This is a genomic window from Ruegeria sp. CH8 (assembly GCF_056536985.1).
Genome location: NZ_JBQFQR010000016.1, coordinates 72,252 through 97,510, shown reverse-complemented (window position 1 = coordinate 97,510; position 25,259 = coordinate 72,252). Strand labels below are relative to the sequence as shown.

26 protein-coding genes are annotated in these 25,259 nt (G+C 59.6%); 14 read left to right on the top strand and 12 right to left on the bottom strand.

The genetic code is table 11. The annotated features are described in order from the left end of the window. Nucleotides 1–13: 13 nt before the first annotated feature. Complete coding sequence (locus ACR0ER_RS18025; RefSeq protein ID WP_480770130.1) at nucleotides 14–1,276, top strand: FAD-dependent monooxygenase; 1,263 nt, start codon at nucleotides 14–16, stop codon at nucleotides 1,274–1,276. Here ACR0ER_RS18025 and ACR0ER_RS18020 read toward each other — a convergent pair. The 4 genes from ACR0ER_RS18020 to ACR0ER_RS18005 all read right to left on the bottom strand — a co-directional run bounded on the left by ACR0ER_RS18020 (nucleotide 1,273) and on the right by ACR0ER_RS18005 (nucleotide 3,909). Then, nucleotides 1,273–1,458 carry a Trm112 family protein gene (locus tag ACR0ER_RS18020; protein WP_170329499.1) on the bottom strand — a complete coding sequence of 62 codons (186 nt, stop codon included), beginning with the start codon at nucleotides 1,456–1,458 and terminating at the stop codon, nucleotides 1,273–1,275. The two genes, ACR0ER_RS18025 and ACR0ER_RS18020, sit on opposite strands and share 4 nt — an antisense overlap. Beyond that, a complete protein-coding gene (locus ACR0ER_RS18015; protein WP_480770129.1) occupies nucleotides 1,455–2,099 on the bottom strand; it encodes an LON peptidase substrate-binding domain-containing protein in 645 nt (214 codons plus the stop codon). Before ACR0ER_RS18015 ends, ACR0ER_RS18020 begins: the two co-directional genes overlap by 4 nt. A 27-nt stretch (nucleotides 2,100–2,126) precedes the next feature. After that, the gene (gene trxA / locus ACR0ER_RS18010; RefSeq protein ID WP_480770128.1) at nucleotides 2,127–3,044 is read right to left on the bottom strand and encodes a thioredoxin; all 918 of its coding nucleotides are present in this window, start codon (nucleotides 3,042–3,044) and stop codon (nucleotides 2,127–2,129) included. A gap of 76 nt (nucleotides 3,045–3,120) precedes the next feature. Further along, complete coding sequence (locus tag ACR0ER_RS18005; RefSeq protein ID WP_480770127.1) at nucleotides 3,121–3,909, bottom strand: exodeoxyribonuclease III; 789 nt, start codon at nucleotides 3,907–3,909, stop codon at nucleotides 3,121–3,123. A 203-nt stretch (nucleotides 3,910–4,112) separates the two neighbouring features. Here ACR0ER_RS18005 and ACR0ER_RS18000 point away from each other — a divergent pair, with 203 nt between their 5' ends. Next, entirely contained in the window at nucleotides 4,113–5,231 is a 1,119-nt protein-coding gene (locus tag ACR0ER_RS18000; protein ID WP_480770126.1) for a Hint domain-containing protein, read from the top strand. 185 nt (nucleotides 5,232–5,416) lie between these two features. Here ACR0ER_RS18000 and ACR0ER_RS17995 read toward each other — a convergent pair whose 3' ends face one another. Further along, on the bottom strand, nucleotides 5,417–6,103 hold the full coding sequence (locus ACR0ER_RS17995; RefSeq protein ID WP_480770125.1) for a response regulator transcription factor: 687 nt from the start codon (nucleotides 6,101–6,103) through the stop codon (nucleotides 5,417–5,419). Between the two features lie 161 nt (nucleotides 6,104–6,264). Between ACR0ER_RS17995 and ribA the strand changes: the two genes are divergently transcribed. After that, on the top strand, nucleotides 6,265–7,359 hold the full coding sequence (ribA, locus tag ACR0ER_RS17990; RefSeq protein ID WP_480770124.1) for a GTP cyclohydrolase II: 1,095 nt from the start codon (nucleotides 6,265–6,267) through the stop codon (nucleotides 7,357–7,359). Beyond that, on the top strand, nucleotides 7,356–7,856 hold the full coding sequence (locus ACR0ER_RS17985; RefSeq protein ID WP_480770123.1) for a L,D-transpeptidase family protein: 501 nt from the start codon (nucleotides 7,356–7,358) through the stop codon (nucleotides 7,854–7,856). The genes ribA and ACR0ER_RS17985 overlap by 4 nt, the downstream gene beginning before the upstream one ends. On the opposite strand, the gene ACR0ER_RS17980 is transcribed toward ACR0ER_RS17985, so the two are convergent. After that, nucleotides 7,840–8,499, bottom strand: a complete 660-nt coding sequence (locus tag ACR0ER_RS17980) for a YggS family pyridoxal phosphate-dependent enzyme (RefSeq protein WP_480770122.1) — start codon at nucleotides 8,497–8,499, stop codon at nucleotides 7,840–7,842. The two genes, ACR0ER_RS17985 and ACR0ER_RS17980, sit on opposite strands and share 17 nt — an antisense overlap. Before the next feature lie 102 nt (nucleotides 8,500–8,601). After that, nucleotides 8,602–9,675: a porin gene (locus ACR0ER_RS17975; protein ID WP_170329507.1), complete on the bottom strand. Its 1,074-nt coding sequence runs from the start codon at nucleotides 9,673–9,675 to the stop codon at nucleotides 8,602–8,604. Nucleotides 9,676–9,957: 282 nt separating this feature from the next. Here ACR0ER_RS17975 and ACR0ER_RS17970 point away from each other — a divergent pair, with 282 nt between their 5' ends. The 4 genes from ACR0ER_RS17970 to holA all read left to right on the top strand — a co-directional run bounded on the left by ACR0ER_RS17970 (nucleotide 9,958) and on the right by holA (nucleotide 14,571). Then, nucleotides 9,958–10,443 (top strand): DUF3576 domain-containing protein, encoded by a 486-nt coding sequence (locus tag ACR0ER_RS17970; protein ID WP_170329508.1) that lies wholly within the window; start codon nucleotides 9,958–9,960, stop codon nucleotides 10,441–10,443. Between the two features lie 72 nt (nucleotides 10,444–10,515). Next, nucleotides 10,516–13,068, top strand: coding sequence for a leucine--tRNA ligase (gene leuS / locus ACR0ER_RS17965; protein ID WP_480770121.1), 2,553 nt, complete (start codon nucleotides 10,516–10,518; stop codon nucleotides 13,066–13,068). Then, nucleotides 13,055–13,546: an LPS assembly lipoprotein LptE gene (lptE, locus tag ACR0ER_RS17960; RefSeq protein WP_480770120.1), complete on the top strand. Its 492-nt coding sequence runs from the start codon at nucleotides 13,055–13,057 to the stop codon at nucleotides 13,544–13,546. Before leuS ends, lptE begins: the two co-directional genes overlap by 14 nt. After that, entirely contained in the window at nucleotides 13,543–14,571 is a 1,029-nt protein-coding gene (gene holA, locus ACR0ER_RS17955; RefSeq protein ID WP_480770119.1) for a DNA polymerase III subunit delta, read from the top strand. The genes lptE and holA overlap by 4 nt, the downstream gene beginning before the upstream one ends. Here holA and ACR0ER_RS17950 read toward each other — a convergent pair. Next, a complete protein-coding gene (locus ACR0ER_RS17950; RefSeq protein ID WP_480770118.1) occupies nucleotides 14,563–15,747 on the bottom strand; it encodes a TIGR03862 family flavoprotein in 1,185 nt (394 codons plus the stop codon). The genes holA and ACR0ER_RS17950 overlap by 9 nt on opposite strands. Nucleotides 15,748–15,795: 48 nt before the next feature. Here ACR0ER_RS17950 and ACR0ER_RS17945 point away from each other — a divergent pair, with 48 nt between their 5' ends. Next, nucleotides 15,796–16,092 (top strand): HNH endonuclease, encoded by a 297-nt coding sequence (locus tag ACR0ER_RS17945; RefSeq protein ID WP_480770117.1) that lies wholly within the window; start codon nucleotides 15,796–15,798, stop codon nucleotides 16,090–16,092. Here the strand turns inward: ACR0ER_RS17945 and ACR0ER_RS17940 are convergent, their stop codons facing one another. From ACR0ER_RS17940 to ACR0ER_RS17930, 3 genes are read right to left on the bottom strand one after another with little or no spacing between them, the layout of a single operon-like run. Then, nucleotides 16,093–16,830, bottom strand: a complete 738-nt coding sequence (locus ACR0ER_RS17940) for a VOC family protein (RefSeq protein WP_480770116.1) — start codon at nucleotides 16,828–16,830, stop codon at nucleotides 16,093–16,095. After that, nucleotides 16,827–17,435 carry an enoyl-CoA hydratase/isomerase family protein gene (locus ACR0ER_RS17935; RefSeq protein WP_480770115.1) on the bottom strand — a complete coding sequence of 203 codons (609 nt, stop codon included), beginning with the start codon at nucleotides 17,433–17,435 and terminating at the stop codon, nucleotides 16,827–16,829. The genes ACR0ER_RS17940 and ACR0ER_RS17935 overlap by 4 nt, the downstream gene beginning before the upstream one ends. Continuing rightward, the gene (locus ACR0ER_RS17930; RefSeq protein WP_480770171.1) at nucleotides 17,432–18,175 is read right to left on the bottom strand and encodes an SDR family oxidoreductase; all 744 of its coding nucleotides are present in this window, start codon (nucleotides 18,173–18,175) and stop codon (nucleotides 17,432–17,434) included. The genes ACR0ER_RS17935 and ACR0ER_RS17930 overlap by 4 nt, the downstream gene beginning before the upstream one ends. Nucleotides 18,176–18,314: 139 nt before the next feature. Here ACR0ER_RS17930 and ACR0ER_RS17925 point away from each other — a divergent pair, with 139 nt between their 5' ends. Further along, entirely contained in the window at nucleotides 18,315–19,838 is a 1,524-nt protein-coding gene (locus ACR0ER_RS17925; RefSeq protein ID WP_480770114.1) for a DUF2125 domain-containing protein, read from the top strand. Between the two features lie 457 nt (nucleotides 19,839–20,295). On the opposite strand, the gene ACR0ER_RS17920 is transcribed toward ACR0ER_RS17925, so the two are convergent. Next, on the bottom strand, nucleotides 20,296–20,661 hold the full coding sequence (locus ACR0ER_RS17920) for a hypothetical protein (protein WP_480770113.1): 366 nt from the start codon (nucleotides 20,659–20,661) through the stop codon (nucleotides 20,296–20,298). A 239-nt stretch (nucleotides 20,662–20,900) separates the two neighbouring features. On the opposite strand from ACR0ER_RS17920, the gene ACR0ER_RS17915 reads away from it, so the two are divergent. The 4 genes from ACR0ER_RS17915 to lpxK are packed head-to-tail and all read left to right on the top strand — an operon-like array spanning nucleotide 20,901 to nucleotide 25,251. Continuing rightward, a complete protein-coding gene (locus ACR0ER_RS17915; RefSeq protein WP_480770112.1) occupies nucleotides 20,901–22,247 on the top strand; it encodes a TldD/PmbA family protein in 1,347 nt (448 codons plus the stop codon). Continuing rightward, the gene (locus ACR0ER_RS17910; RefSeq protein WP_480770111.1) at nucleotides 22,234–23,034 is read left to right on the top strand and encodes an inositol monophosphatase family protein; all 801 of its coding nucleotides are present in this window, start codon (nucleotides 22,234–22,236) and stop codon (nucleotides 23,032–23,034) included. Before ACR0ER_RS17915 ends, ACR0ER_RS17910 begins: the two co-directional genes overlap by 14 nt. Next, nucleotides 23,031–24,266, top strand: a complete 1,236-nt coding sequence (locus tag ACR0ER_RS17905) for a 3-deoxy-D-manno-octulosonic acid transferase (RefSeq protein WP_480770110.1) — start codon at nucleotides 23,031–23,033, stop codon at nucleotides 24,264–24,266. Before ACR0ER_RS17910 ends, ACR0ER_RS17905 begins: the two co-directional genes overlap by 4 nt. Continuing rightward, entirely contained in the window at nucleotides 24,253–25,251 is a 999-nt protein-coding gene (lpxK, locus tag ACR0ER_RS17900) for a tetraacyldisaccharide 4'-kinase (RefSeq protein WP_480770109.1), read from the top strand. The genes ACR0ER_RS17905 and lpxK overlap by 14 nt, the downstream gene beginning before the upstream one ends. Nucleotides 25,252–25,259 lie beyond the last annotated feature (8 nt).

Below are 25,259 nucleotides of genomic sequence, written 5' to 3'. Positions count from 1 at the left end.
GACAGGACCGCACATGGACAATCCCGAAAGGCCGCGCATATTGCAGGGCATGGAACAGAAGACCGATATCCTGATCGTGGGCGGCGGCCTGAATGGCCCGGCCCTGGCCCTGGCTCTGGCGCAGACGGGGCATTCCGTCACCGTGATTGACGCTTTGGCCGAGACCGTGCGCAAGAACGCGGCCTTTGACGGGCGCGCCTATGCGCTGGCGCTGGCGTCGCAACGCCTTCTGGACGCGATCGGAGTATGGGAGCGGGTCGCCGAGCACGCCCAGCCGATGTTGGAGATCAAGGTCACTGACGGACATGCGGGCGCGGGACCATCGCCGTTCTTTATGCATTTCGACCATGCCGAGATCGAAGAAGGCCCGATGGGGTATATGGTCGAGGACCGCCACCTGCGCCGAGCCTTTCTGGACGCATTGGCCGAGGAAAAGGGTATCACCCAGATCAATGGCCGGACCGTCGTCGCGCAAGAGGCTGACGCAACCGGTGTGACCCTGACCCTGGATGATGGTAGCACTGTCACCGGTGGCCTGCTGGTGGGCTGCGACGGCCGCCGCAGTGGCACCGCCGCGCGCGCTGGCATCAAACGCACCGGCTGGGATTACGGACAGACCGCGCTGGTCTGCGCCATTGAACATGACCTGCCCCATCATGGCATCGCGCATCAGTTCTTCATGCCGCCCGGCCCGCTGGCGATACTGCCGCTTACCGGCAACCGCAGCTCAATCGTCTGGAGCGAGCGGACCGAGGCCGCGCTGCGTATCAACGCCCTGCCCGAGGCCGAGTATCTGCAGGTTCTGCGCCCCCGGTTCGGGGATTTTCTGGGCGACATCCGCCTCCAGGGCGACCGTTTCACCTATCCGCTGAACCTGACCGTCGCCAATTCCTTTATCGGCGACCGAATGGCTCTGGTCGGAGACGCCGCACACGGAATGCACCCCATCGCCGGGCAAGGCCTGAACGCCGGGCTGCGTGACGTGGGCGCATTGGCCGAGGTGTTGACGCTAGCGGGACGGCGAGGCGAGGATATCGGATCAATCTTGGTGCTGGAGCGCTATCAGGAGTGGCGCCGCTTCGATGCCGCCGCGCTGGCGATGGCGACGGATGTGTTCAACAAGCTGTTTTCCAACGACAATCCGTTGCTACGCATGGGGCGTGATATCGGGATGGGAATCGTCGGCTCTCTGCCCGGATTGCGCCGCGGATTCGTGCGCGAGGCTGCCGGGCTGACCGGAGACCTGCCAAAACTGCTGCAAGGCCGCTCAATTTAATCGAGCGTACGCGCCTCGTCGACCAACATCACCGGGATACCGTTGCGGATCGGAAAGGCCAGACCTGCGGCCTTGGACACCAACTCCTGCTTTTCGGCGTCATAGTGCAGCGTGGTATGGGTCTGCGGACAGATCAGCGCCTCAAGCATGTGACGGTCGAAGGCGTGTTCAGAGTCGGTCATTGCAGTTTTTCCTCATTCGTTCCGCCGCGCATGGCGAATTCTATCAGTGTCACCAAGGTCTCGCGCCGGGTGCGCAGGCAGGGGGCCTCAAGCAGCGCCTGTTTCTCTTCGGGGTCGAAATCCAGCAGCATCGACAGCGAGTTGACCAGCAGTTCATCATCGGCGTCTTTCAACGTATCCCAGTCAGTGGACAACTGACGCGAGGCAAAGAACCTCTCAAGCAGATGCAAAAAGCGCGATCGGTTAAACCCTTCGTCCAACTCAGCCTTGGTGCCCAGATCCCGGTCAAAGCCGTCCCACGACACCGCGCAGCGCCGATAAGGTGTAAAAGCATCCAGTTCTGACGCGACGCGGAACCGGGAAATTCCCGTCAGCGTGATCAGATAACGACCATCCTCCGTTTCTGAAAACTGTGTCACACGCCCGGCACAACCGATCTGGTGCAACTTGTCTTCGTCGCTTCGACAGGGGTTGGGCTGAACCATTCCAATCAACCGTTCCCGCGTCTTCAGGGCGTCGTCCAGCATTTGCAGATAGCGCGGCTCGAAAATATGCAGCGGCAAGCGCGAACGGGGCAGCAGCAGCGCCCCGGGCAATGGAAAAACGGATACCGTTTCCGGCAGATCAGCGGGATGCATCATGTACCCGAGTGTAGCTCTGATCCGGAATTAGGCAAATATCATCGAGCTGAGCTTGCGTCGACCGTTCAGAACAATCGGATCGTTAGGCTTGAGCGCATCGAAAATGGTGAACAGCTGCGTCTTGGCGGCACCGTCATTCCATTCGCGATCCCGGCGGAACAGTTCCAGCAACTGTGACACAGCCTGTTCCACTTCGCCATTGGCGTGCAGCGCCTGTGCCAGATCGAACCGAGCCTGATGGTTATCGGGCTCAGCCTCGACAGCCGCAGTCAGTTCGGCTACGGGGCCAGCATCAGCAGCCTGCTTGGCCAGTTCCAGTTGCGCATGAGCGGCTTCCAATTCGGGTGAAGAGGAAATCTCAGCCGGTGCACCGTTCAGGATTGCCTCAGCCTGGTCCAGATCGTCTGCCGCAATGTGGGCACGAACCAAACCGCCATAAGCGCCAGCATGGTTGGGGTCCTCACCCAGAATGGCGGCGAAGGTTTGGGCCGCATCACTGGCTGCGCCTTCAGCCAGCATCTCTTCGGCGGCTTGCACCGCGTCATCCAACTGACCACCGGGGCTTTCGCCGCCTGCAGCCTCGATCACGCGGTCGACAAATGCCTTGATCTCGGACCCCGGCTGCGCGCCCTGAAACCCGTCAACAGGCTGGCCCTTGAAGAACGCGTAGACGGTCGGGATCGACTGAATGCGCAATTGCGCGGCGATCATCTGCGCCTCGTCCACGTTGATCTTGACCATCTTCACCGCGCCTTTGGCGGCGGTCACGGCCTCTTCCAGCAACGGCCCCAGCGTCTTGCATGGGCCGCACCAAGGCGCCCAGAAATCCACGATGACCGGAATTTCCTGCGAGGTTTCGACCACATCTGTCATGAACGTGGCTTCGGTTCCATCCTTGATCAGATCGGTGGTATCGGGGGCACCTGCGGCGTTCAGAAGGTCCATGGCATTCACTCTCCGGTTCGAACTCGGGCCCTATATGCAACCGCTTGTTGCAGAAACCAAGGGCAGAGTTGCGCAATTACAGATCGAAACTGGCAAAAACCGGGGCGTGGTCGCTGGGTTTCTCCCACCCGCGCGCGTCGCGCAAGATGCGGCTGGAATGGCCCGCGTTCGAAATATCCGGCGTGGCCCAGACGTGATCCAGCCGCCGCCCCTTATCCGCCGCGTCCCAATCGCGCGCCCGATAGGACCACCAGCTATAGAGTTGGCCTTCGGGGATATCTTGCCGGGTGATATCCACCCAACCGCCCGCATCCTGCGTTTCGGCCAGCTGTTCAACCTCGATCGGCGTATGCGACACGACCTTGATCAGTTGTTTATGCGACCACACGTCATCCTCGCGCGGGGCGATGTTAAGGTCACCGACCAGAATGGACTTCTCGGGCTTCTCCGCGTGGAACCAGTCGCGCATATCGGTGAGGTAATCGAGCTTTTGCCCGAACTTCTCGTTTTTTTCCCGATCCGGGATGTCACCGCCCGCGGGGACATAGAAGTTGTGGATGGTGACACCGTTTTCCAGCCGCCCGGCGATGTGGCGGGCATGGCCGAGACCTGCGAAATCTTTGTCACCAACCTCTTCCATCGGAAGGCGCGACAGGATGGCGACGCCGTTATATCCCTTCTGCCCGCGCGCAACCATGTGGGTATAGCCCAGTTCGGCAAACCCTTCGGTCGGGATCTTTTCGACCGGAGACTTGCACTCCTGCAGACACAGAACATCCGGAGCCTCTTCCTGCAACAATTTCAGCACGATGGGCTCGCGCAGGCGGACAGAGTTGATGTTCCAAGTAGCTAGGGTAAAGGGCATGGGCAAGGCTTTCCTAAGTCGCGTCGCACGCACCCTAGCGCGCAGACGAACTTCGCGCCATCGGAAAGCGAAATGGTCGTTTCCCGTCACGGATTCGACAGACTTCAGTCAAAATTTTCCGATAATTCCCCATTTAACTTTCTGTAATTTTGGGACAAAAAACAGAAAGTTATTTTGCATTATTGCATTAGCGAGGCCTGATCATGCCAATCTGGTACGGTTATCAAAACACAATCTTCGGCACTCAAAGTACAGTTAACGGGGCATCCCATAACTACGACCTCGCTCCAGCAAACGGTAGTTTCTGGAGCTGGAACGGAACGACGACAAATTTCGCAGTGCGCGAAAATGAGGGTGCTGTAAATTTCAACGGTGATCCGACCAATGAACAGGTTTCTGCACAGGAACAGATCGGAGCACAATGGGAACAGGTCACCGAATTGGACGGCACTTTCCAACAAGTGATCTGGGATTACACGTTTGAGGTTTTTGCACCGGACGGTACCGCTTACCGAATAGCAGTCATCGATGTTGACCTAAACAACGATAACGATTTGAACGATAGCGTCGGCGGACAGGATGAAGACGGCTTTTATCTCGTTTTTCCTGATGGCGTTCCTCCTGCAGGGGTCGCCTATACAGTCGGCAATATCATCGAGAATGACAATGGCGCGCTTCACGATAGCTTGGGCGCTCAGGTTGTCTGCTATGCGGCTGGCACGCTGATCCAAACGCCCATTGGTGATCGCCCCATCGAAGACCTGCGACCCGGCGATCTGGTCAACACGGCCGATCACGGCCCACAACCCATCTTGTGGGCAGGATCGTCGAGAAAGGCGGCCTTGGGAAAGTTGGCTCCGATCGTCATAAAGACCGGCGCATTGGGAAATGCCCGGGACCTGGTCGTGTCACCTCAGCACCGGATGCTGGTCCAGGACTGGAGACTGCAACTTTATTTCGACACAGATACCTCTTTGGTCAGAGCAATGGATCTGGTTGATGACGATCAAATCTACCGGCGCATCTGCGGTTTCGTCACCTATCATCACTTCCTGCTGGAGCAGCACGAGATTGTTTTTGCCGAGGGCATCCCGAGCGAAAGCCTAATGCCCGGTAGTTGCGCCATGGAGTCATTGGAGACCACAGCGCAGGCCGAGATTATCGAGACTCTGGTTGCCGCTGGACGCACAATAGAGAATTACGGCCCTCCGGCACGTCGCATTCTGCGCAGCTTTGAGACTGCACTGTTGTCTCATCCAAAATCGTCGGCGCCTCGGGCAAACTGCGGTCCAGAAGAAAGCTACACCGTGACAGAGGGCTAACAATTAGCAGTTCGCGTACACCAGCAGGCGAACCAGCGCGAAAGCACAAAATAACAAAAAAAGCCGGGCCAAAGGCCCGGCAGTCCAACAGGGAGGTGCATGTCATAACCCGGACATGCGCGGGTTGGGAGAAATCTAATTACACATCCAGAGTATCACTTTGATCCACGTCAATCCACAACGAGTTAAGAGACCAGTCGATATCCACCCGATTCTGTGACCAAAAGGCGTGCATTGGACGGATCGGGCTCGATCTTCTGGCGCAGGCGATAGATGTGGGTTTCCAGCGTGTGGGTGGTGACCCCGGCGTTGTAGCCCCAGACCTCGTGCAGCAGCACATCGCGGGCAACCACGCCATCGGTCGAGCGGTACAGGAACTTGAGAATATTGGTTTCTTTCTCGGTCAGCCGAATCTTGCGCTCGTCTTCGGTGATCAGCATCTTCATCGCAGGCTTGAAGGTATACGGTCCCAGAACAAACACCGCATCCTCGGACTGTTCGTGCTGGCGCAGCTGGGCGCGGATACGGGCCAGCAGAACCGGAAACTTGAACGGTTTTGAGACATAGTCATTGGCGCCTGCATCCAGACCCAGAATAGTATCGGCGTCGCTGTCATGGCCGGTCAGCATCAGAATCGGACTTTTGACGCCCTGCTTGCGCATCAGGCGGCACAACTCGCGCCCATCGGTATCCGGCAGGCCGACGTCCAGAATGACCAGATCGTAAATCGCCTCGCGTGCCCGCTCCATCGCGGATGCACCATCATGGGCTTCGAACACGTCGAAATCCTCTGTCATCACAAGTTGCTCGCTGAGCGCCTCGCGCAGGTCTTCGTCGTCATCCACCAGCAGGATTTTCTTGAGCTGAGCCATGTCCGGTCCTCCTAAGCCTTTTCCACCACTTGCGCGCGGAAGATGCAATCAACAAGGTTTACTGCAATCGTCTCACGCCCTCGTGTCTGACGCGGAGGAAATGTTTCACATTTCCGTTCTATCAGGCTACAGGAAGGCCGGATGGTTACAGGGTAACACAGATGAGTCTTATCCCGGATATTTCAGAATTGCTGGCGCGGGCCCGCGCGGACCTGCGTATGGGGGTCCCGGTTGCCCTGACCGATAACAGCGGTTTCAGCGTGTTGGCTGTTGCCACCGAGACGCTGAGCGCCCAGCGGCTTGCGGATCTGCGCGGCCTCGGCGGCGAGCCCGTGGTCGCCGTCACCGTGCGCCGGGCCGAGACACTGAAGGCACGGGCCTATGACGGCGATCTGGCGCGTGTGATCATTCCGGCGGACGCGGATATTGCCTGGGTTCAGGCCGTGGCCGATCCCTCGGACGATCTGAACGCGCCGATGAAAGGCCCTCTGATGACCGAGCGTCAGGGTCACGCCAATCTGCACCGCATTGCCATCGCCCTGACCAAATCCGCGCGTCTGTTGCCTGCGGCTGTTGTTCTGCCCATCGAGGACGGGCACAGCTTTGCCGCAGCACATGGCCTGACATGTATCGACCACACCCGCGCCGCGCCGCATCTGGCAGATCGCAGTGAACTGCACGAGGTGGTGGCCGCCCGTCTGCCGATGGAAGTGTCCGAGGCCGGGCGGTTGCACGTTTTCCGCCCCGAGGATGGCGGCGAAGAGCATTACGCCGTCGAAATCGGCCGCCCGGATCGGGACAAACCGGTTCTGGCACGGCTGCATTCGGCCTGTTTCACCGGAGATCTGATGGGCAGTCTGAAATGCGATTGTGGGCCGCAGTTGCGGGGCGCGCTGGCGCAGATGGGTTCGGAAGGCGCCGGGGTGCTGCTGTATCTTAACCAGGAAGGTCGCGGAATCGGTCTGGCCAACAAGATGCGCGCCTATTTCCTGCAGGATCAGGGGTTCGACACGGTCGAGGCCAATCACCGGCTGGGCTTCGAGGACGATGAGCGGGACTTCCGGCTGGGTTCGGATATTCTAAAATCGCTGGGGTTCAGCTCTGTCCGGTTGCTTACCAATAATCCCGCCAAAATTGCTATGATGGAGAAAACCGGGATCGCCGTGACCGAGCGTGTTCCGCTGAAAGTCGGTGAAACCGCCCATAACCGCGGTTATCTGGCGACCAAGGCGGCCAAGTCGGGGCACCTGCTTTGACACCCGATGATCTGGTGCTGACCCCACGCGGAGTGCGGTTTGCCGGACGGGTCTTTCCCTGCACCATCGGCAAGGGCGGGCTGAGCAACACCAAGCGCGAAGGCGATGGCGCCACACCAACCGGCGTACATCATATCGTCGGCATGTTTTACCGGCCGGACCGGATTGCGAAACCGTGCGAATGGGCGATTCCCATCGGTCCGCGCGATCTGTGGTCGGATGACGTGCAGGATGGCCACTATAATCATCTGGTCACCACGCCCTATGCCTTCAGCCATGAAAAGCTGCGCCGCGCCGATCGCCTGTATGATCTGGTGCTGATAACCGACTGGAACTGGCCAAACGCCTTGCCTGGCCATGGATCGGCGATCTTCATTCACCAGTGGCGCCGCCCCGGCTATCCGACCGAGGGCTGTGTCGCCTTCCGCCGCGCCCACCTGCATTGGATCGCTGCCAAAGTGTCTCTGGGCGCGCGGCTGATTATTCCTGAGGTTTGACTCGCTCTCCGAAGATCGCGGAGCCGACGCGCACATGGGTTGCCCCAAGCGCAATGGCCTTTTCGAAATCTCCGCTCATACCCATCGACAGGCCCCGAAGACCATTGCGCTCGGCAATCTTGGCCAGCAGGGCAAAATGCAGCGCGGGTTCTTCATCGACCGGCGGGATGCTCATCAGCCCCTGAACCGGTAGGTCCAGTTCACGGCATTCCGCAATGAACGCATCGGCGTCGGCAGGCAGGATACCGGCCTTTTGCTCCTCTTCTCCGGTATTGACCTGAATGAACAGGTCCGGGCAGGACCCGACCTCCTGCGCCAGCCGGGCCAGTGTCTTAGCCAGTTTGGGCCGATCGACGGAATGGATGGTGCTGAACAGTTCCATCGCCTGCCGGGCCTTGTTGGTTTGCAGCGGGCCGATCAGATGCAGATCGACATCCGGGAATTGCGCAGTAAAGCCCGGCCATTTGCCAGCGGCCTCTTGCACCCGGTTTTCACCGAAACACCGATGCCCCTGATCCAGAACGGCCTGCACACGCTCATCCGGCTGCACTTTGGAGACTGCGATTAGCTTGACAGATCCGATGGCCCGCCCTGCGGCGGATTCTGCTTTGGCGATGCGGGCAGTGATATCTTGCAGCGACATGGTTTCCTCAATCTGCTTTCAGCGCAGAAAAACACCATGTCGGAGCAAAAGAAAAGGGCAGGTCCGAAGACCTGCCCTAAAACCTTGCGGTTTCAGATCAACTTAGAAGTTGAACTGCGCACCGAAGTCAGCAACCCACTGGTCTTCACCATCGGTGTCGTTGCGGCCAACACCACCGCGCAGCGATGCACCGCCGCCCAGGTCGTAGATGGCACCCAGAGCGATCTGCTGCTTGTCTTCGTCAGCATTGCCGTCACCGTAGGCGAACAGCAGGGTGGTTGCGGCGCCCAGGTTGTAAGCAGCCGACAGACCCCATGCGGTGCCGTTTTTGGCGGCATCGTTCACATCGTCGTCTGCGACAAACAGGGTACCGTTGAAGTCACCGAATTCTGCACCCAGGGTCAGAACGGTCAGGCTACCACCGGAGGCGCCGTCGTCGTCGTTCTCACCATATGCAACAGCGGCAGTGATGTTGTTGAAGGCGTAGGTCAGGCTAACGTCCCAACGGTCTGCATCTTCCGAAGTCGCTGTGAGTGTGCGGATGGGATCACCATCGTCGTCCACACCAACACCAAGTGTGCGGGTAACTGCTTTTTTCTGGTCATACGACGCGCCGAAGGCGAAGTCGCCAACTGCGTACTGGAAGAACACAGCGTTCGAACCGTCGCTGTCGCCCGACTGGTAGCTCAGGAAGCTGTAGTTAACGCCCGAGTACTGACCTGCGAACAGTTCCAGACCGACTTCGTTACCGTAGTAGTTTGCCAGGTTGTCGAACGAACCGGCAACGTTACCGGCGTCAACGCGCAGACCACCATAGATGACCGAGAAGCGTGCCGCGTTCAGGTCAGCATTGTTTGCTTCGCCAGTGGCGGGGTTTTCGTCAGCCTGCAGACGAACGCGGCCTTCAAAGCGAACACCACCGTCGGTTTCGGTGAAACCGTCGATGTTCAGACGGAAGCGCGATACCAGGATGGCGTCGTCGCCTTCGGTGGTTGCAGTGACGGTGGTCAGATCAGTACCGTCCGGGTTAACAACCTGCACGGAGGTCGAGAAGCTGCGGTCTTCCTGGTAGCCAATACCAAAACGGCCGTAACCGCTGAAGTTAATTCCGGATTCAGCCGCTGCGACACCTGCGGTCGCGATCAGAGCGGTCGATGCGAAGAGAACTTTTTTCATCTTGTTTCCCTCGGTTTCAAAGTTTTTCTACTCGACACATGCCTCAGCACATGTCTCAGCACGGGAACCGTTTCGCTCTTTTTGCCCCCAACACGCAAGCTTGGCATAAATGAATGGACAGCATTGGCACAAAATTGGTGCAAGGATGCCACAGTTCGTTTTAGGGGCCATACCGGCCCCAAACCCACGCGAATGCGACAATAATAGGGTTGTTGCTGAACCGGTCCTTGTCTAGGAGTAACATCTGACAACGTAGACCCAAGTGAACAGGACCAGTCGACAATGCGCCTGCAGACGATTTTCGGTTTGATCATAGTGACGGCTGCCGTGTCGGCCTGCGGAGAGAATCGGGGGGCGACACCGAATCCGAATGTTGTGGCTACGGGTGGCAACGCCGATGAACAAGAGTTCAACGATCCAAATCGCACGACGATCTGGGATTTGTTCGACAACAAGAATGCCGAGCAGGTCACAAATGTGAATCGCTACCTGTGGGCAGCGTCGCTGGATGTTCTGAATTTCCTGCCTGTGCAGGAGGTCGACCCGTTTACCGGCGTAATCATAACGGGTTACGGCACACCTCCTGGCGGAGGGCGTCAATACCGTGCCACTGTTCACATCAGTGATCCGGCACTCGCGGCGCGCTCTTTGTCGGTGTCGCTGCAGACCAGCGGCGGCGCTCCGGTCAGCGCAGCGACATCCCGCGCGGTCGAAGATGCGATCCTGTCCCGCGCGCGGCAGTTGCGCATTGCGGACAACAAGTTCTAGCAACCCGCCGAAAATCACACTAATACCACGCCGGGTTCCTACCCGGCGTTTTCATTCACGAAGGACCGTATGATGTCTCGCTACTCGGCCAACGAAATCGAAGCAAAATGGCAAGAGGCCTGGGACAAGGCCGGAATCTTCACCGCCACCCGCACGGCGAACAAGCCAAAATACTATGTGCTTGAGATGTTCCCCTACCCCTCGGGTCGAATCCATATGGGGCATGTGCGCAACTATACGATGGGTGACGTGATCGCGCGGCACAAACTGGCGACCGGCCACAACGTGCTGCACCCGATGGGCTGGGATGCGTTCGGGATGCCTGCGGAAAATGCCGCGATGGCCATTGGGGGCCACCCCAAGGACTGGACCTATGGCAACATCGCCGACATGCGCGGACAGATGAAGCCTCTGGGCCTCTCGATCGACTGGTCGCGGGAATTCGCCACCTGCGACCCGGAATACTATGGTCAACAGCAGGCACTGTTTCTGGATATGCTCGAGGCCGGGCTGGTCTACCGCAAGAACGCCGTCGTGAACTGGGACCCGGTCGATATGACCGTTCTGGCCAATGAACAGGTGGAAAACGGCCGTGGCTGGCGCTCGGGCGCGTTGGTTGAGCGGCGCGAACTGACTCAGTGGTTCTTCAAAATCTCAGACTATTCCGAAGAGTTGCTCGAGGCGCTGGACACGCTTGAGAACTGGCCCGCCAAAGTACGCCTGATGCAGGAAAACTGGATTGGCAAGTCGCGCGGCCTGCAATTCGGCTTTGAACGCACCGATGGCGGAGAGCCGATCACAGTCTATACGACTCGCCCTGACACGCTGTTGGGCGCTTCGTTTGTCGGCATCTCGCCAGATCATCCGATTGCGAAACAGCTCGAGGCTGAAAACGCCAAGGTTGCTGAATTTGTTGCGGAATGCCGCAAGGGTGGCACCACTGAAGAGGCCATCGAGACCGCTGAAAAGCTGGGCTATGACACCGGAATCCGCGTCAAACACCCGTTGGACCCGAATTGGGAACTGCCGGTCTGGATCGCGAACTTTATCCTTATGGATTACGGCACCGGTGCGATCTTTGCCTGCCCGGCGCATGACCAGCGCGACCTGGATTTCTGCCGCAAATACGGCCTGCCCGTGGTTGATACGTTCTTTGCGCTGGATGACGATACTCCAGTCGACAAGATAGCTTTCGTGCCCCCGAAGACCGAGAAAGTCCGCTGGGTGAACCATTTCGCGGGCCTGACCGAAGCCACGGGCGATGAGGCGATCAACGCCACCGTAGATTTCGCGGAAAAGGCTGGGTGGGGCGCGGGTGTCATCAAATACCGTCTGCGCGATTGGGGCCTCAGCCGCCAGCGCTATTGGGGTTGTCCGATTCCCGTTGTCCATTGCGAGAAATGCGGCACGGTGCCCGAGAAGAAAGAGAATCTGCCGATTGAGCTGCCGTATGATGACGACAACGGCAAACCCATCGACTTCTCGATCCCCGGCAACCCGCTGGACCGCCACCCCAACTGGCGGGATACACCCTGCCCGTCCTGCGGAGCACCAGCCAAGCGTGAAACCGACACGATGGACACGTTCGTCGATTCGTCCTGGTATTACGCTCGTTTCACCGCTCCGCGCGCTAAAACCCCCACCGATTTGGCCGAGGCCGAATACTGGATGAATGTCGATCAGTATATCGGCGGCATTGAACACGCGATTCTGCACCTGCTCTATTCCCGCTTCTTCGCGCGGGCGATGCAAATCACCGGGCATCTGCCGAAAAAGGCCATCGAACCATTCAATGCACTGTTCACTCAGGGCATGGTCACGCACGAAATTTACCAGACTCGCGACGAAAACGACCGCCCGGTCTATCACCTGCCCGAGGATGTAACCGAAGGCAAACTGGCTGATGGCACCGAGGTTGAAATCATCCCCTCGGCCAAAATGTCGAAGTCGAAGAAAAACGTGGTGGACCCGGTCAGCATCATCTCGGCCTTCGGCGCGGATACCGCTCGTTGGTTCGTGCTGTCCGATTCGCCGCCCGAACGTGATGTGGAGTGGACCGCCTCGGGCGCCGAGGCCGCGTTTAAACATCTCAGCCGCGTGCACCGGATCGCGTCGGAAATTGCCGCGTCTGATCAACCGGCCAATGCCGAAGACGAAACCCTGCTGCGTGAAATGCACAAGGCGATCCATGATGTGTCTGGCGGCGTCGAATCCTTCGGCTTCAACGCCTCGATCGCCAAGCTGTATGCATTTACCAACACGCTGGCCAAATCGAAGGCTGGTAGCGACGCCAAGCGTCAGGCCGCCAAAACGCTGGCACAGTTGATGTCGCCGATGACGCCGCACCTGTCCGAGGAACTTTGGCAGTTGCTGGGTGGCGAAGGTCTGGTTGCCACCGCCCCGTGGCCCGTCGCGGACGAGGCGATGCTGATCGACGACACTGTCACTCTGCCGATCCAGATCAATGGCAAACGCCGCGCGGAAATCAGCGTTCCAAAAGATATGGACAAGACGCAGGTTGAAAAAATCGCACTCAGCACCGAAGCTGTGCAAAAGGCGCTGGATGGCAATGCGCCTAAGAAGGTGATTGTTGTGCCAGGCCGGATCGTGAATGTCGTTGTTTGATCGCAGAACCCTGTTGCTGATGCCACTTGCGCTGGCCGCCTGTGGCTTTGAACCGGTCTACGCACCCGGCGGTTCGGGTGCGGCCCTGAATGGTCAGGTCGCTGTATCTGCGCCGAATTCGGTCGATAGCTACATGCTGGTCCAGAATCTGGAACAGCGGCTGGGGCGTAGCGCAACGTCGGGCAGCGAATACAAGCTGGATGTGAGTGTCAGAACGGTTTTACGCTCGGCGGCGATCACCACATCGAACGAAACCAATCGCTATACCATCGAGGGCAGCGCGAATTATGCGCTCAGATCGAATTCGACCGGGCAGACCATTGCCTCTGGTACAGTCAACAATTTCGTTGGCTATTCGGCCAGCGGATCGACCGTCTCAACATTGGCAGATGAGCGCGATGCGAAAGAACGGTTGATGGTTATTCTGTCGGATCAAATCATTGCTGAGCTTTATACTGCACCAGGTCTTGGCACATGAAGCTTAGCCCGCGTGAGGCTGAAGGGTATTTTGCCCGACCAGACGCCGACAAGGCCGGGCTGCTGATATACGGCTCTGATGCGATGCGCGTGGCGCTGAAACGTCAGCAGGTTCTGGCCGCACTATTGGGTCCCAACGCAGAAGAGGAAATGCGCCTGACCCGTATGCCGGGTGCGGATTTGCGCAGCGACCCGGCCCTGTTGTTGGACGCGGTCAAGGCGGTGGGGTTCTTTCCTGGTCCGCGCGCCGTTTTTGTCGAAGACACCACCGACGTCGCCGCCCCCGCAATTCTCGCTGCGTTTGAGGATTGGACCCAGGGCGATGCCCAGATCGTCGTGACCGCCGGGCAGTTGAAACCCAGCTCGAAAATCCGCAAAGCGTTTGAGGCACATCCGGCGGCCTATGCGATCGGTATCTACGACGATCCTCCGTCGCGTGGTGAGATCGAACGGATTCTGACCGAGGCCGGTTTGCAAAACACCCCCCGCGATTCGATGTCGGCTCTTGCGGAGCTGGCCACCGGAATCAGCCCGGGCGACTTCGCACAGACCATTGAGAAACTGTCTCTCTACAAACGTGGCGACAGTTCGGAACTGACCATTGAGGATATCGAAGCCTGCGCTCCCCGCTCGACCGAAGCGGCGCTGGACGACGTTCTGAACGTGGTCGCCGAGGGCCGCGCGGGCGAGATCGGTCCGCTGATCCGGCGCCTGCAATCGCAAGGCACCAATGCGGTCAGCCTGTGCATCGGCGCGACCCGGCATTTTCGGACTCTGTACGCCTGCGCCTCTGACCCGGGCGGCGCGGCACAAGGCATCGGCAAGCTGCGGCCGCCGGTTTACGGCAAACGCCGCGACCGGATTCTGCGGCAGGCGCAGGGCTGGGGCGCGCCGAAACTGCAGACCGCCCTGACCGTTCTCACCGATACTGACCTGTCGCTGCGGTCGGCGGGGCAGACCGCCCCGGCCATGGCGCTGGTTGAACGCGCCATGATCCGTCTGGCAATGCTGGCCCGGTCACGCTGAACGGTTCACCCACTCTGCCGCTGAGCGACCGGCCCATTTCCCGGTCGCCATGCAGGCGGTCAGCAGATAACCACCTGTCGGGGCTTCCCAATCCAGCATCTCTCCGGCGCAGAACACGCCGGGCAACGCGGTCAACATTAGCCCGTCATCCACTGCGGATTGCCTGACACCGCCTGCGGTCGAAATGGCTTCGTCCATCGGGCGAAGCTCCGCGCCAACGATAGGGAGGTGTTTGATTGCAGCCGCCTCGTGCGACTTTGGAAGATCGTACCGCTTTACCATCTCATGAAAAAGCGCAATCTTTTGCGGCGGCAGTTTCAAAGACTTTTTCATCCATTGCGACAGCGTGGTCTTTGAACTTTTTACGGCCAACCGTTGTTGCAAAGAAGTCGCGTCCAGATTGGGCACTAGATCAACAAAGAAATCGTCTCCATCGCGCAGGGCCGGTGTCAGAGAGTACAGCCCGCCCCCCTCAAGGCCGGTCGCCGAAATCGTGGCCTCACCGCGACTGTCCAACGCTCCGGCCATCCAGCGCACCGATTTCAGGGCCGCGCCGAAATGCGGTTGCATGTGAGGGCTCCAATCGAACGATAGCGCCGAGTTCGCAGGAGCAAAGGGTGCAAGGTCCACACCCTTGGCCTGCAAGATTTGCGCCCACTGGCCGTCTGACCCCAGCCGCGCCCAACTAGCCCCGCCTAGAGCAAGGATTGTGACATCCGGCGTGGTGTTTTTCTGGCCATCTGCAGTCTCGAACAACAGCATATCGCCGTCCCACCCCTGCCAACGCCAGCGAGTGTTGATTTGCACACCTGCGCCTTCCAGTCGCCTCAGCCACGCACGCAAAAGCGGAGACGCCTTCATCACTGTGGGAAACACCCGCCCTGTGGAGCCGGTGAACACTTCCTGCCCCAGTTCTCGCGCCCAATTCTGCACATCGGCGGCATCGAACTCGGCAAGCATCGGGCGCAGCCAGTCCGAGGCCTCGCCATAGGCATGCAACAGGGTCTCGAACGGCTCATCCTTGGTCAGGTTCAGACCCGACTTCCCGGCCATCAAAAACTTGCGCGCGACCGACGGTTTGGCCTCGGCCACCAGCACGTCATGGCCGACAGCGGCCAGTTCTTCCGCCGCCATCAGACCAGCAGGTCCGGCCCCGATTACCACTGCCTGCGCCATTTCTGTCCTCTTGCCTTTCGTGCCATCCGGCGCAAATTAAACCCTGCCATGTCGACCAGCGACCCGATCTGCCCGCTTTGTGACCGCCCCATCCCGGATGGGGGCGGCAGCCTGCACCATCTGATCCCAAAACTCAAAGGGGGCAAGAGCGGACCCACGGTTTTGCTGCACGTCATCTGCCACAAAGAGGTCCACGCCACCCTGACCGAGGCTGAACTGGCGCGCGATTTCAACACGGTCAACGCCCTGCGCGCCCACCCGCGGTTGGAGAAGTTCCTGAACTGGGTCCGCAAACGCCCGCCCGGTTTTCGCTCGAAAGTACCCGGCAAACGGCGCGGGCGGTGATCAGCCGGGCCGCACCGGGTCGCCAAAGGCATCACGGAGAGATGTTGTCAGCCCCTGAACCTCCAACCCGCGATAATCCGGGGCCGGAGCAAACTGCGCGCCCGCAAGATGCTGAAACTCCAGCGTGGTATAGGTGCGTTTCCATAGCCATTCGCGGTTTTCGACTGACCAGAGGTCCGGGTTCGGCGGCACCTCATCGGTGAAGGCATAGAAATGCAGGTCAAAGCCGTACTGATCCACCTCCTGCACCGACAAAAGGCGCATTCCCTGCGCGCGGCAGAACGCATCCTCGGCGGCAATATCCCCGGTGCGCAAAGTGATCTGGCCGATGCAGGCGTTGGCGAAGGGCGCGGCCGGGTCGGCGACGTTTTCGGGGCGGTTACCCTTGAAATCATGTTGCAGCAGCTCGATCACAAACCCTTCGGGGTCTTTCAGATGGCACATGTACCCGATGTCGAGGAACTGTTTCGGGTCCGAGACCTCAACCCCTTTCTGGCGCAGATATGCAGCGGCCAAATCGACATCCGGCACGGTGATCCCAATTTTCCAATATCGCTGGCCGCCGTCATGGGTGTAGGCACCCCCGCCCGGCATCAGCAGCAGGTCCGCGTCCTGACCACCATAGCCAACACGCCGATTCGCCCCCTGCACCTGCCCGGTCATGCCGAAAGTATCCGCGTAAAACGCAGTCAGCCGCTCCGGGTCGGCTACTCGCAACAGCAGAGCGGATAGCCTCATTGGCACATCCTTGCGATACCCGCAGCAATTTCCGGGTCTGCGGCTAGACTATCCGCCACCAGTTCATGCGCGGTTGACATCAGCTTGTCAGGATCAACCACGCGATCAACCAAACCAAAGGCATAGGCCTCATCGGTCGTGATCTTCTGCCCGCTCATCAGAATCAATTTGGTGCGTGCCGATCCGATCAGCGCGGCCATGCGCACCGGGTCCGAGGGTTGCGGCAAAAAGCCCAACTTCATCACCGGGTAAAAGAACTTGGCCTGCGGCACTGCGATCCGAATGTCGCAGGCCAAGACCATCCCGTTGGCCCCGCCCGCAAGCGTTCCGTTCAGGGCGGCGACGGTCAGGCACGGCAGAGCGGCGATGGCACCCGAAAGCCTTTCCCACACATCCGAGGTCGCCAGACCGGCGCGCACCTCATCCAGATCGGCCCCGGCGCTGAACACCTTACCCTTACCGGTCAGGATCAAAGCGCGGGCCTCGGTCGCGGCCTCGGCGATCTCGGCCAGTTCTGTCAACATCGCTTCGGTCAAGGCATTGGCCTTGTGCGGATTATTGAGCGTGACAGTCCACAATCCGTCTTCCTTGGTCAGTTCGATCACGTCAGCCCAACCCTTTGCCGGATATCCTCACGCCGCAGCGAGATTTCAGTGCCCAGAAACTCATCTGCATCCGCCGAGCACATCCAAAGCAGTGCTCGCGCAGGCCAGTCGGCGGGGATGTGATCGCTCCAGTCCAGCTGGCTGACAGCGTTGATTCCGCTGGCCTTGATGACCCGCTGCATGTCGGTAGCCACGGTGCCCGGCGACAGGCCCATGGCGCGGATACCATGAATGGATTCCTCAAGATGCAGGCATTCGGTCAGCATCTTGGCCCCCGCCTTTGAGGCGCAATAGTGGCTCCACGCTTCAATCGGGTTGGTCGCCGCCCCCGAAGATACCGTGATCACTGTGCCACCACCTGCGGCGCGCATCACGGGCAAGGCCGCGCGCATCCCATAGAAAACGCCTTTGAGGTTAACATCGATCGCCGCGCTCCAGGCGGAGACATCGGCGTTGGACAGATGAAAGATCGGATCAATGACACCAGCATTACCGACCAACACATCCAACCCACCGAACCGATCAACGCAATTCGCAACGGCCTGCTCGACCTGTCCGAAATCGCTGACATCACATTGCAGCGCGATGGCGTTCTCACCGAGCGCCTCAGCCAGCGCATCAATCTGATCACGATTGCGAGCGACCAACGCGACATTGGCACCGGCTGCGGCAAATACGCGCCCCGCCTCGGCCCCGATACCGCGGCTAGCGCCAGTTATAAGTACGGTTTTTCCCTGCATATAGACGCTGTACCTCTGTTGTTTTGAGATTGTGTGAATCTCTACCGCGCCAATGGGGAAAGGGTCCAGCCCTTGCCCCTTGACGCCCGGGCCCACAGGCACGACGATGCGCGCAAAATTGATCAAGAAGGGTTCTCAAATGTCCGTTTTTCTTCGCCGCAGCAGCGGCGCAGTTCTGGCTTATGCCGTTATCACCCAAGGTGCACTTGCCGATGTCACCGCGCAGCAGGTCTGGGATGACTGGCAGGCTTACCTGTCCCAGATGGGGTACACGGTTTCGGCTGAACAATCTGCATCGGGCAATGTGACCACCATATCGGATATGATCGTGGCTATGACGGTGCCGGACAGCGACGGGACATTCCAGATGACCGTCCCTCAGATGACCCTGACCGAAAATGGCGACGGTACAGTCAGCGTCGGTTTGCCTGAGAACTTCCCCATGACGATATCGGGCGAAGAAGAGGGGGACGCGTTCTCTGTCGATATCGAGTATTATCACACTGGTTTGGAAATGATCGTATCCGGCGAACCGGACGACATGACTTATGACTATACAGCGCCCACCCTGGGCGTGAAGCTGGGCAACCTGACGGTAGACGGCGACACCGCGCCAGAAGACCTGTTGGACCTGGCACTGGAAATGACCAACCTCGCGGGCAATTCGCGGATGAAAATCGGCGAAAACCGCGAAGTCGATCAGAAGTTTACCGCCGACGGCCTGACCTATGACCTTGTGTTCAACGACCCCGAGGGATCAGATGATGGCAAGATCGACGGATCCATGAACGATCTGACCTTTGAAGGCAGCAGCGTGTTCCCGTCGGATTTCGACGCCGCGGACCCGCAGTCGTTTTTCCAGGGCGACACCTCTTTCTCGGGTCTGTTCACCTATGGCTCGGGCCAGACAGCCATCGCCGGCACCAGCGAGGGTGAAGCGTTCTCGATGGGCAGCGAATCCCAAGGCGGACGGTTCGGAGCCAGCCTCGACGAACAGCGCCTTGCTTATGATATCGAGCAGAACAGCGCGAAACTGGCAGTCACAACGGCCGAACTGCCGTTTCCAATTGAAATCGCCATGGCCAAGACTGGTCTGAGCTTCGAGTTCCCATTGAAGCAATCAGAGGAAGAGCAGCCCTTTGGCTTTGCCATGAACCTGACGGACTTCACCATGTCAGACGTATTGTGGAGCATCTTCGACCCGGCGGGTTCGCTGCCGCGTGACCCCGCAACCGTTGCGCTGGACGCTACTGGAACTGCCAAGATCCTGACGAACTTCTTCGATCCGGCCTCGATCGAAGCGATGGAGGCATCCGGCGAAGCACCGGGTGAGCTGAACTCGCTGAAAATCAACGATTTGCTGGTATCGCTCGTGGGCGCGAAACTTACGGGTGACGCAGATTTCACCTTCGATAATTCGAACACGGAAGAGTTTGACGGAATGCCCGCACCGGCGGGCGTGGCCAACCTGCAGCTGGTAGGTGCCAATGCGCTGATCGACAAATTGATCGGCATGGGCCTGCTTCAGGAAAGCGACGCAATGGGCGCGCGGATGATGATGGGGCTGATGGCAGTACCGGGCGATGAACCCGATACATTGAATTCGAAGATCGAGTTCACCGAAGATGGTCAGATTTTGGCCAATGGCCAACGCATCAAGTGATGCTGATCGGGCAAAGCTCTGCTTTTGCAGCGCTTCGCCCTCCCTTTGCTTTAAGCCTTTAGATCAAGCTCCTGAACCAAGGCTCGGGCGATGCACATAAATCCCGACGCCAACGGCTCTCTTTACGCATTTAGCTATTTCTTGAATCTGATCGGTATTTGGGTTGATCAGTTTTTTGTGAAAATGCGTCAGCATTTCAGCATCAAGCGGCGCACCCCGCGTTCTGATATTTAGCCCCTGTCCGGCTCTTACCCAGGAAAACAGAACCTGCTCACTCACTGCCATTGCACGAATAGAGATTTGCCAGAGCTCACCTTTGTATTCGTGCCTGCAATTGACATAGTCAGTATTGTAACGGGTGGCATCCAGTCTCCGGTGTCACTTACCAGTTGAACCGGAACATGCGCGTTTGATATGTCGTTCGAAAAGGTGGTGTCGAAACTGTCACCTGCCTCGATCAACCTGGTGTAGGTACGCCCGCAGCCGTCAAAACCTTGTTGTTCCGGATTTTGCAGCCAACGACGCGTCCATTCTCAATGGAATGCAGAAGTTTGTGGCCCAAAGCCAAAAGCTCGGCCTCACGCCCGCGCAACCAGTCCACATTTTGGTGCTGGGCGACGAAAAGCTCGTTGTAGTGACGCAATACGTAGCTTTTCGGGTCAACCGTAGGGCCACGCTTCATCAACTCCTGAAACGGCACCACTTCGGCCGGTACCTGCAGCTTGGTCATTACCTTGGTGATGCGACTGATAAGAATACCTGACCCTTTGCCTGAGGCGGCGACATGGCGTTCATCAAAATTGACAGCAAAAAACTGAGCCAAAGTGAGTTCTTCTTTGTGCCTTCATCCACTCAGGTGCAAGTTTCAACCTGTTGTGATCGCAGGCCACCAAAACAGTAACGCGTCCCAACAAATGGATGTTTAAACGCAATTGTAAGCCCTTTGCTCTCCCCCCGGGTTCAGGTCAATCTTATGGGTACAAAGGTTGAATCTCTCAGCCCTGAGGTCTTGCGGGCCAGGCGGTCCAAGGCTAGGTCCATTGGATAAAGACCGGAGGCCGCATGACCCGAACACCCGAAGAAATCAGCCAATCCCTGCTGGACGCAGCCCGCAAGGCCGGAGTTGACGCGGCGGATGCCATTGTGATCGACGGCTCTTCGGTTTCGGTCGAGGTGCGGGGCGGCGCGCTGGAACATGCCGAACGCTCGGAAGGGACCGACTTGGGACTGCGGGTGTTTCTGGGCCAGCGACAGGCCATCGTGTCAAGTTCGGACAGTCGGCCCGAAACCCTGACCGCGATGGCCGAGCGCGCTGTGGCCATGGCGCGCGAAGCACCCGAAGACCCGTTCACCGGACTGGCCGATACACAACAACTGGCGAGCGGCTGGGACCTGCCCGCGCTGGAACTGTTCGACCCGACCCCGGAACCGGCAGCCGAAGACTTGATGCGCGACGCGTTGGAAGCGGAAGCGGCAGCACTGGCGGTTCAGGGGGTCTCGCAGGTCTCCGACGCGGCGGCGGGCTATGGCACCCACCGCGTGCATCTGGCTGCAACCAACGGGTTTTCCGGTGGCTATTCCCGCAGCAGCCGCTCGACATCCTGCGTGGCGATCTCGGGCGAAGGCACCGGGATGGAACGCGACTATGACGGCGACAGCCGCACCTTTCAAAGCGATCTGCGCAATGCCGAAGACATTGGCCGCAGCGCGGGCGAACGCGCCGTCGCTTTGGTGGGCGCACAAAAGCCTGCGACCGGCACCTTTCCGGTGCTGTTTGACGAACGCATTTCGTCCTCGCTGATCGGCCACCTGCTGGCGGCCAGCAACGGGGCCGCCATCGCGCGGGGGGCCTCGTGGCTGAAGAATTGCCTGGGCGAACAGGTCCTGCCCGGGCATCTGTCGCTGATCGAAGACCCGCACCGCCCGCGCATCGCAGGCTCGCGCCCTTTCGATGCCGAAGGGCTGGCGACCCAGCGGCGTGCGATTGTTGAAAACGGCATTTTGACCGGCTGGACCCTGGACCTGTCCAGTGCGCGCAAGCTGGACATGACGTCAACCGGCAACGCGGCGCGCGGCGTGTCCGGACCGCCCTCGCCCAGCAACTGGAACCTGAGCCTGACGCAAGGCGCCCAAAGCCGCGAGGACCTTTTGCGTGACATGGGCACCGGGCTGTTGGTGACCTCGATGATCGGCTCCACCATCAACCCCAACACGGGCGACTATTCGCGCGGTGCCTCGGGCTTCTGGGTGGAAAACGGAGAAATCACCCATCCGGTCAATGAATGCACCATCGCGGGCTATCTGCGTGACATGCTGAAACGGATCATCCCGGCAAACGATGCGCGACCTTACTTGTCGCGGGTAGTGCCCTCGGTGCTGATCGAAGGAATGACGCTTGCCGGCAACTGACCTGCCCCTTCTGATCGACGCCGCACTTGAGGCCGGAAAGATCGCCACCCGATACTCGGGCACCACGGCCCAGCGCTGGGACAAACCCGACGGAGCGGGCCCGGTGACCGAAGCCGATCTGGCCGTCAACGCCATGCTGGAACAGCGCCTGCCTTCGGCCCGGCCCGGCTATGGCTGGCTGAGTGAAGAGACCGAGGATTCGTCGGCACGGCTGACGCGCGACCGTGTGTTCATCATCGACCCGATCGACGGCACCCGCAGCTTTGCCGAGGGGTCCCGCACCTGGGCGCATTCGCTTGCCATCGCCGAAGAGGGTGAAGTCACTGCCGCGGTTATTTACCTGCCGCAGCGCGACCTGCTTTACGCCGCCGCCAAAGGCGAAGGCGCAACGCTCAACGGTGCGCCGATCCGGGTGTCCAGGGTCTCGGATTTGGCAACCGCCGAGATTCTGGCCGCGAAACCCAATCTGGACCCGCGCCATTGGTTGCACGGTCAAGTCCCCGAATTCCAACGGGTCTACCGCCCGTCGCTGGCCTATCGCATGGCCGTAGTAGGCCAAGGGCGTTTTGACGGGATGCTGACACTGCGACCCAGTTGGGAATGGGATATTGCCGCCGGAGACCTGATCATCCGCGAGGCGGGCGGCACTTGTTCGGATCGGCTGGGCCAGCCCTTGCGGTTCAACAATGCACACCCGCGCCTGAATGGCGTGATCGCAGCGGGTCCGGCGCTTCACGATGCTCTACGCGCAGGGCTTGATCCGGACAGCAGCGGTATACAACCATGAGCAAGCCGCGCTCTCTCAGCCTGGCCGCGTATCGGGTTCTGTCCTGGGGCGTGCCCAACACGACAAGCCAACCCAACCCGCCCCGCCCCGAAGGCGAGCTAATCTGGATCCATATCAGCGCCCAGCACCGTCAGCGCGCGGTGACCGATTTCTGTCGCAGGCTGCAACAGAGCCGCCCCTCGCTGAACGTGTTACTGACTGCCCCGCCCGAGGCCGATCTTTGGCGCTGGGCAAAGAGTGACTATCCTCTGGTAAACCTGCCCCTGGAACAAACCGGCGCAGCGCGTGCCTTTCTGGATCACTGGAAGCCCGATATCGGTATATGGGTCGGAGGTGGGCTGATGCCCAACATAATCACCCGCGCCGAGGAACGCGGCATTTCCCTGATCCTGATCGAGGCGCAGATCGACATCAGAATCGCGCGGGGGGCAAGATGGTTGCCTGATATCTCCCGCTATACTCTGGACTGCTTCCAATCGATCCTGACCAAGACTTCCGAGACGGCACGAACAATCCGCCGCCTTGGGATTTCCTCGGACAAAGTCAGTGAATCGCCGCCCCTGCATGTCAGCCCAAACCCGAGGCCCTGGCCCGAAGACGAACTGATCGAAACGAACCATGCACTGACCGGCCGGCTTGTCTGGGTGGCTGCCTGTGTGTTGGACAAAGAGTTCATCTCGGTTCTCAGCGCCCATCGTCAGGCGATGCGAAGTTTGCCCCGTCTAACCCTGGTTCTGCATGTTGCGGACACCGCCGAAGCTGAGCCATTGCACCGGCGCCTGGAAACCATGGACCTGCGCTGTGCCAACTGGGACATTGACGGGAAGATCGAAGACACCACGCAGGTTATTCTGTCAGCAGATTCTGAAGATCTGGGCCTGTGGCACCGGGTTTCACCAGTCACGTTCATAGGCAGTTCGCTGGAACGCGGTGCCGGCGGGCACGATCCGCTAATTGCCGCTGCCCTCGGCTCGTCCATCATTCACGGCCCGTTTGTGCATCGTCATCAGCAAATATACGATCAACTGGACCGCGCCGGTGCCGCGCACAGGGTCCAAACCGCAACCGAGTTGGGCGACGCCGTGGTCGAGATGCTGTCGCCGGATCGCGCTGCGGACATGGCGCTGGCCGGGTGGCAGATCGTGTCCGAGGGTGCACCACAGACGGATCAGCTGATCGACATGGTGCAGGACCGTCTGGATCAGCGGGAGGCAGATGATGCGCGCACCTGATTTCTGGAACACCGCCCCTGACCGGCTGGATTTGCGCGCCAGATTGCTGGCACCGTTGGGGCGTATCTATGCGGCCGCAACCGCGCGCCGGGTTGCCTCGGACACCGGTGTCAAACCTGGCGTTCCGGTGATCTGCATCGGCAATCTGAACGCAGGCGGCACCGGCAAGACCCCCACTGTGATCTGGATGATCGAACAATTGCGCGACGCCTGGCACGAAACGCATGTGGTGACGCGTGGCCATGGCGGTTCATTGGAAGGTCCCGTACGGGTTGATCCCGCAAAACACACCGCTGCGCAGGTTGGGGATGAACCCTTGTTGCTGGCCGCATTCGCCGAGGTCTGGGTGGCTAAGGACCGCGCTGCCGGAACGCACGCCGCCGCCGAGGCCGGGGCCACGGTGATCGTGCTGGATGACGGGTTCCAAAACCCCTCGGTCGCCAAGGATTTCTCGGTCATCGTGGTCGACACCGCGCGCGGTTTCGGCAATGGTCTGTGTCTGCCCGCTGGTCCCCTGCGCGAACCCGTTCATATTGGACTGCAACGTGCCGATCTGGTGCTTTCACTGGGGGATGCGGCATCTCAGGCGCAATTCTCCGATCAGTGGGGCACAGCCTTGTCGGTGCCCCATGTAACGGGTGAGGTCGCGCCGTTGCAGACCGGAATGGACTGGGTCGACACGCCCGTTCTGGCCTTTGCAGGCATAGGGCACCCGGACAAGTTCTTTCGCACCCTGCGCCAACAAGGCGCAAAACTGCTACGAGCCGAAGCGCTAGATGATCATCAGCCGCTGACCCCGGCCCTGATGGCGCGGTTGGAGAACGAGGCCCGGCAATTGGGCGCGCAGATGGTGACAACGGAAAAAGACGCCGTCCGCCTGCCCGCCGCGTTCCGCAGCAAGGTCCTGACGCTACCGGTCCGTCTCAAAGTGGATGAAGCCGACAAGGTCCGGCAGATGCTGCTGCAGATCGCCCCGTCGCCGTGATTGGCGAC

Coding starts and splice junctions, on each gene's coding strand:
- ACR0ER_RS18025 (WP_480770130.1), top strand. CDS start 14: ATGGACAATCCCGAAAGGCCGCGCATATTGCAGGGCATGGAACAGAAG.
- ACR0ER_RS18020 (WP_170329499.1), bottom strand. CDS start 1,458: ATGACCGACTCTGAACACGCCTTCGACCGTCACATGCTTGAGGCGCTG.
- ACR0ER_RS18015 (WP_480770129.1), bottom strand. CDS start 2,099: ATGATGCATCCCGCTGATCTGCCGGAAACGGTATCCGTTTTTCCATTG.
- trxA (WP_480770128.1), bottom strand. CDS start 3,044: ATGGACCTTCTGAACGCCGCAGGTGCCCCCGATACCACCGATCTGATC.
- ACR0ER_RS18005 (WP_480770127.1), bottom strand. CDS start 3,909: ATGCCCTTTACCCTAGCTACTTGGAACATCAACTCTGTCCGCCTGCGC.
- ACR0ER_RS18000 (WP_480770126.1), top strand. CDS start 4,113: ATGCCAATCTGGTACGGTTATCAAAACACAATCTTCGGCACTCAAAGT.
- ACR0ER_RS17995 (WP_480770125.1), bottom strand. CDS start 6,103: ATGGCTCAGCTCAAGAAAATCCTGCTGGTGGATGACGACGAAGACCTG.
- ribA (WP_480770124.1), top strand. CDS start 6,265: ATGAGTCTTATCCCGGATATTTCAGAATTGCTGGCGCGGGCCCGCGCG.
- ACR0ER_RS17980 (WP_480770122.1), bottom strand. CDS start 8,499: ATGTCGCTGCAAGATATCACTGCCCGCATCGCCAAAGCAGAATCCGCC.
- ACR0ER_RS17975 (WP_170329507.1), bottom strand. CDS start 9,675: ATGAAAAAAGTTCTCTTCGCATCGACCGCTCTGATCGCGACCGCAGGT.
- ACR0ER_RS17970 (WP_170329508.1), top strand. CDS start 9,958: ATGCGCCTGCAGACGATTTTCGGTTTGATCATAGTGACGGCTGCCGTG.
- leuS (WP_480770121.1), top strand. CDS start 10,516: ATGTCTCGCTACTCGGCCAACGAAATCGAAGCAAAATGGCAAGAGGCC.
- lptE (WP_480770120.1), top strand. CDS start 13,055: ATGTCGTTGTTTGATCGCAGAACCCTGTTGCTGATGCCACTTGCGCTG.
- holA (WP_480770119.1), top strand. CDS start 13,543: ATGAAGCTTAGCCCGCGTGAGGCTGAAGGGTATTTTGCCCGACCAGAC.
- ACR0ER_RS17950 (WP_480770118.1), bottom strand. CDS start 15,747: ATGGCGCAGGCAGTGGTAATCGGGGCCGGACCTGCTGGTCTGATGGCG.
- ACR0ER_RS17945 (WP_480770117.1), top strand. CDS start 15,796: ATGTCGACCAGCGACCCGATCTGCCCGCTTTGTGACCGCCCCATCCCG.
- ACR0ER_RS17940 (WP_480770116.1), bottom strand. CDS start 16,830: ATGAGGCTATCCGCTCTGCTGTTGCGAGTAGCCGACCCGGAGCGGCTG.
- ACR0ER_RS17930 (WP_480770171.1), bottom strand. CDS start 18,175: ATGCAGGGAAAAACCGTACTTATAACTGGCGCTAGCCGCGGTATCGGG.
- ACR0ER_RS17925 (WP_480770114.1), top strand. CDS start 18,315: ATGTCCGTTTTTCTTCGCCGCAGCAGCGGCGCAGTTCTGGCTTATGCC.
- ACR0ER_RS17915 (WP_480770112.1), top strand. CDS start 20,901: ATGACCCGAACACCCGAAGAAATCAGCCAATCCCTGCTGGACGCAGCC.
- ACR0ER_RS17905 (WP_480770110.1), top strand. CDS start 23,031: ATGAGCAAGCCGCGCTCTCTCAGCCTGGCCGCGTATCGGGTTCTGTCC.
- lpxK (WP_480770109.1), top strand. CDS start 24,253: ATGCGCGCACCTGATTTCTGGAACACCGCCCCTGACCGGCTGGATTTG.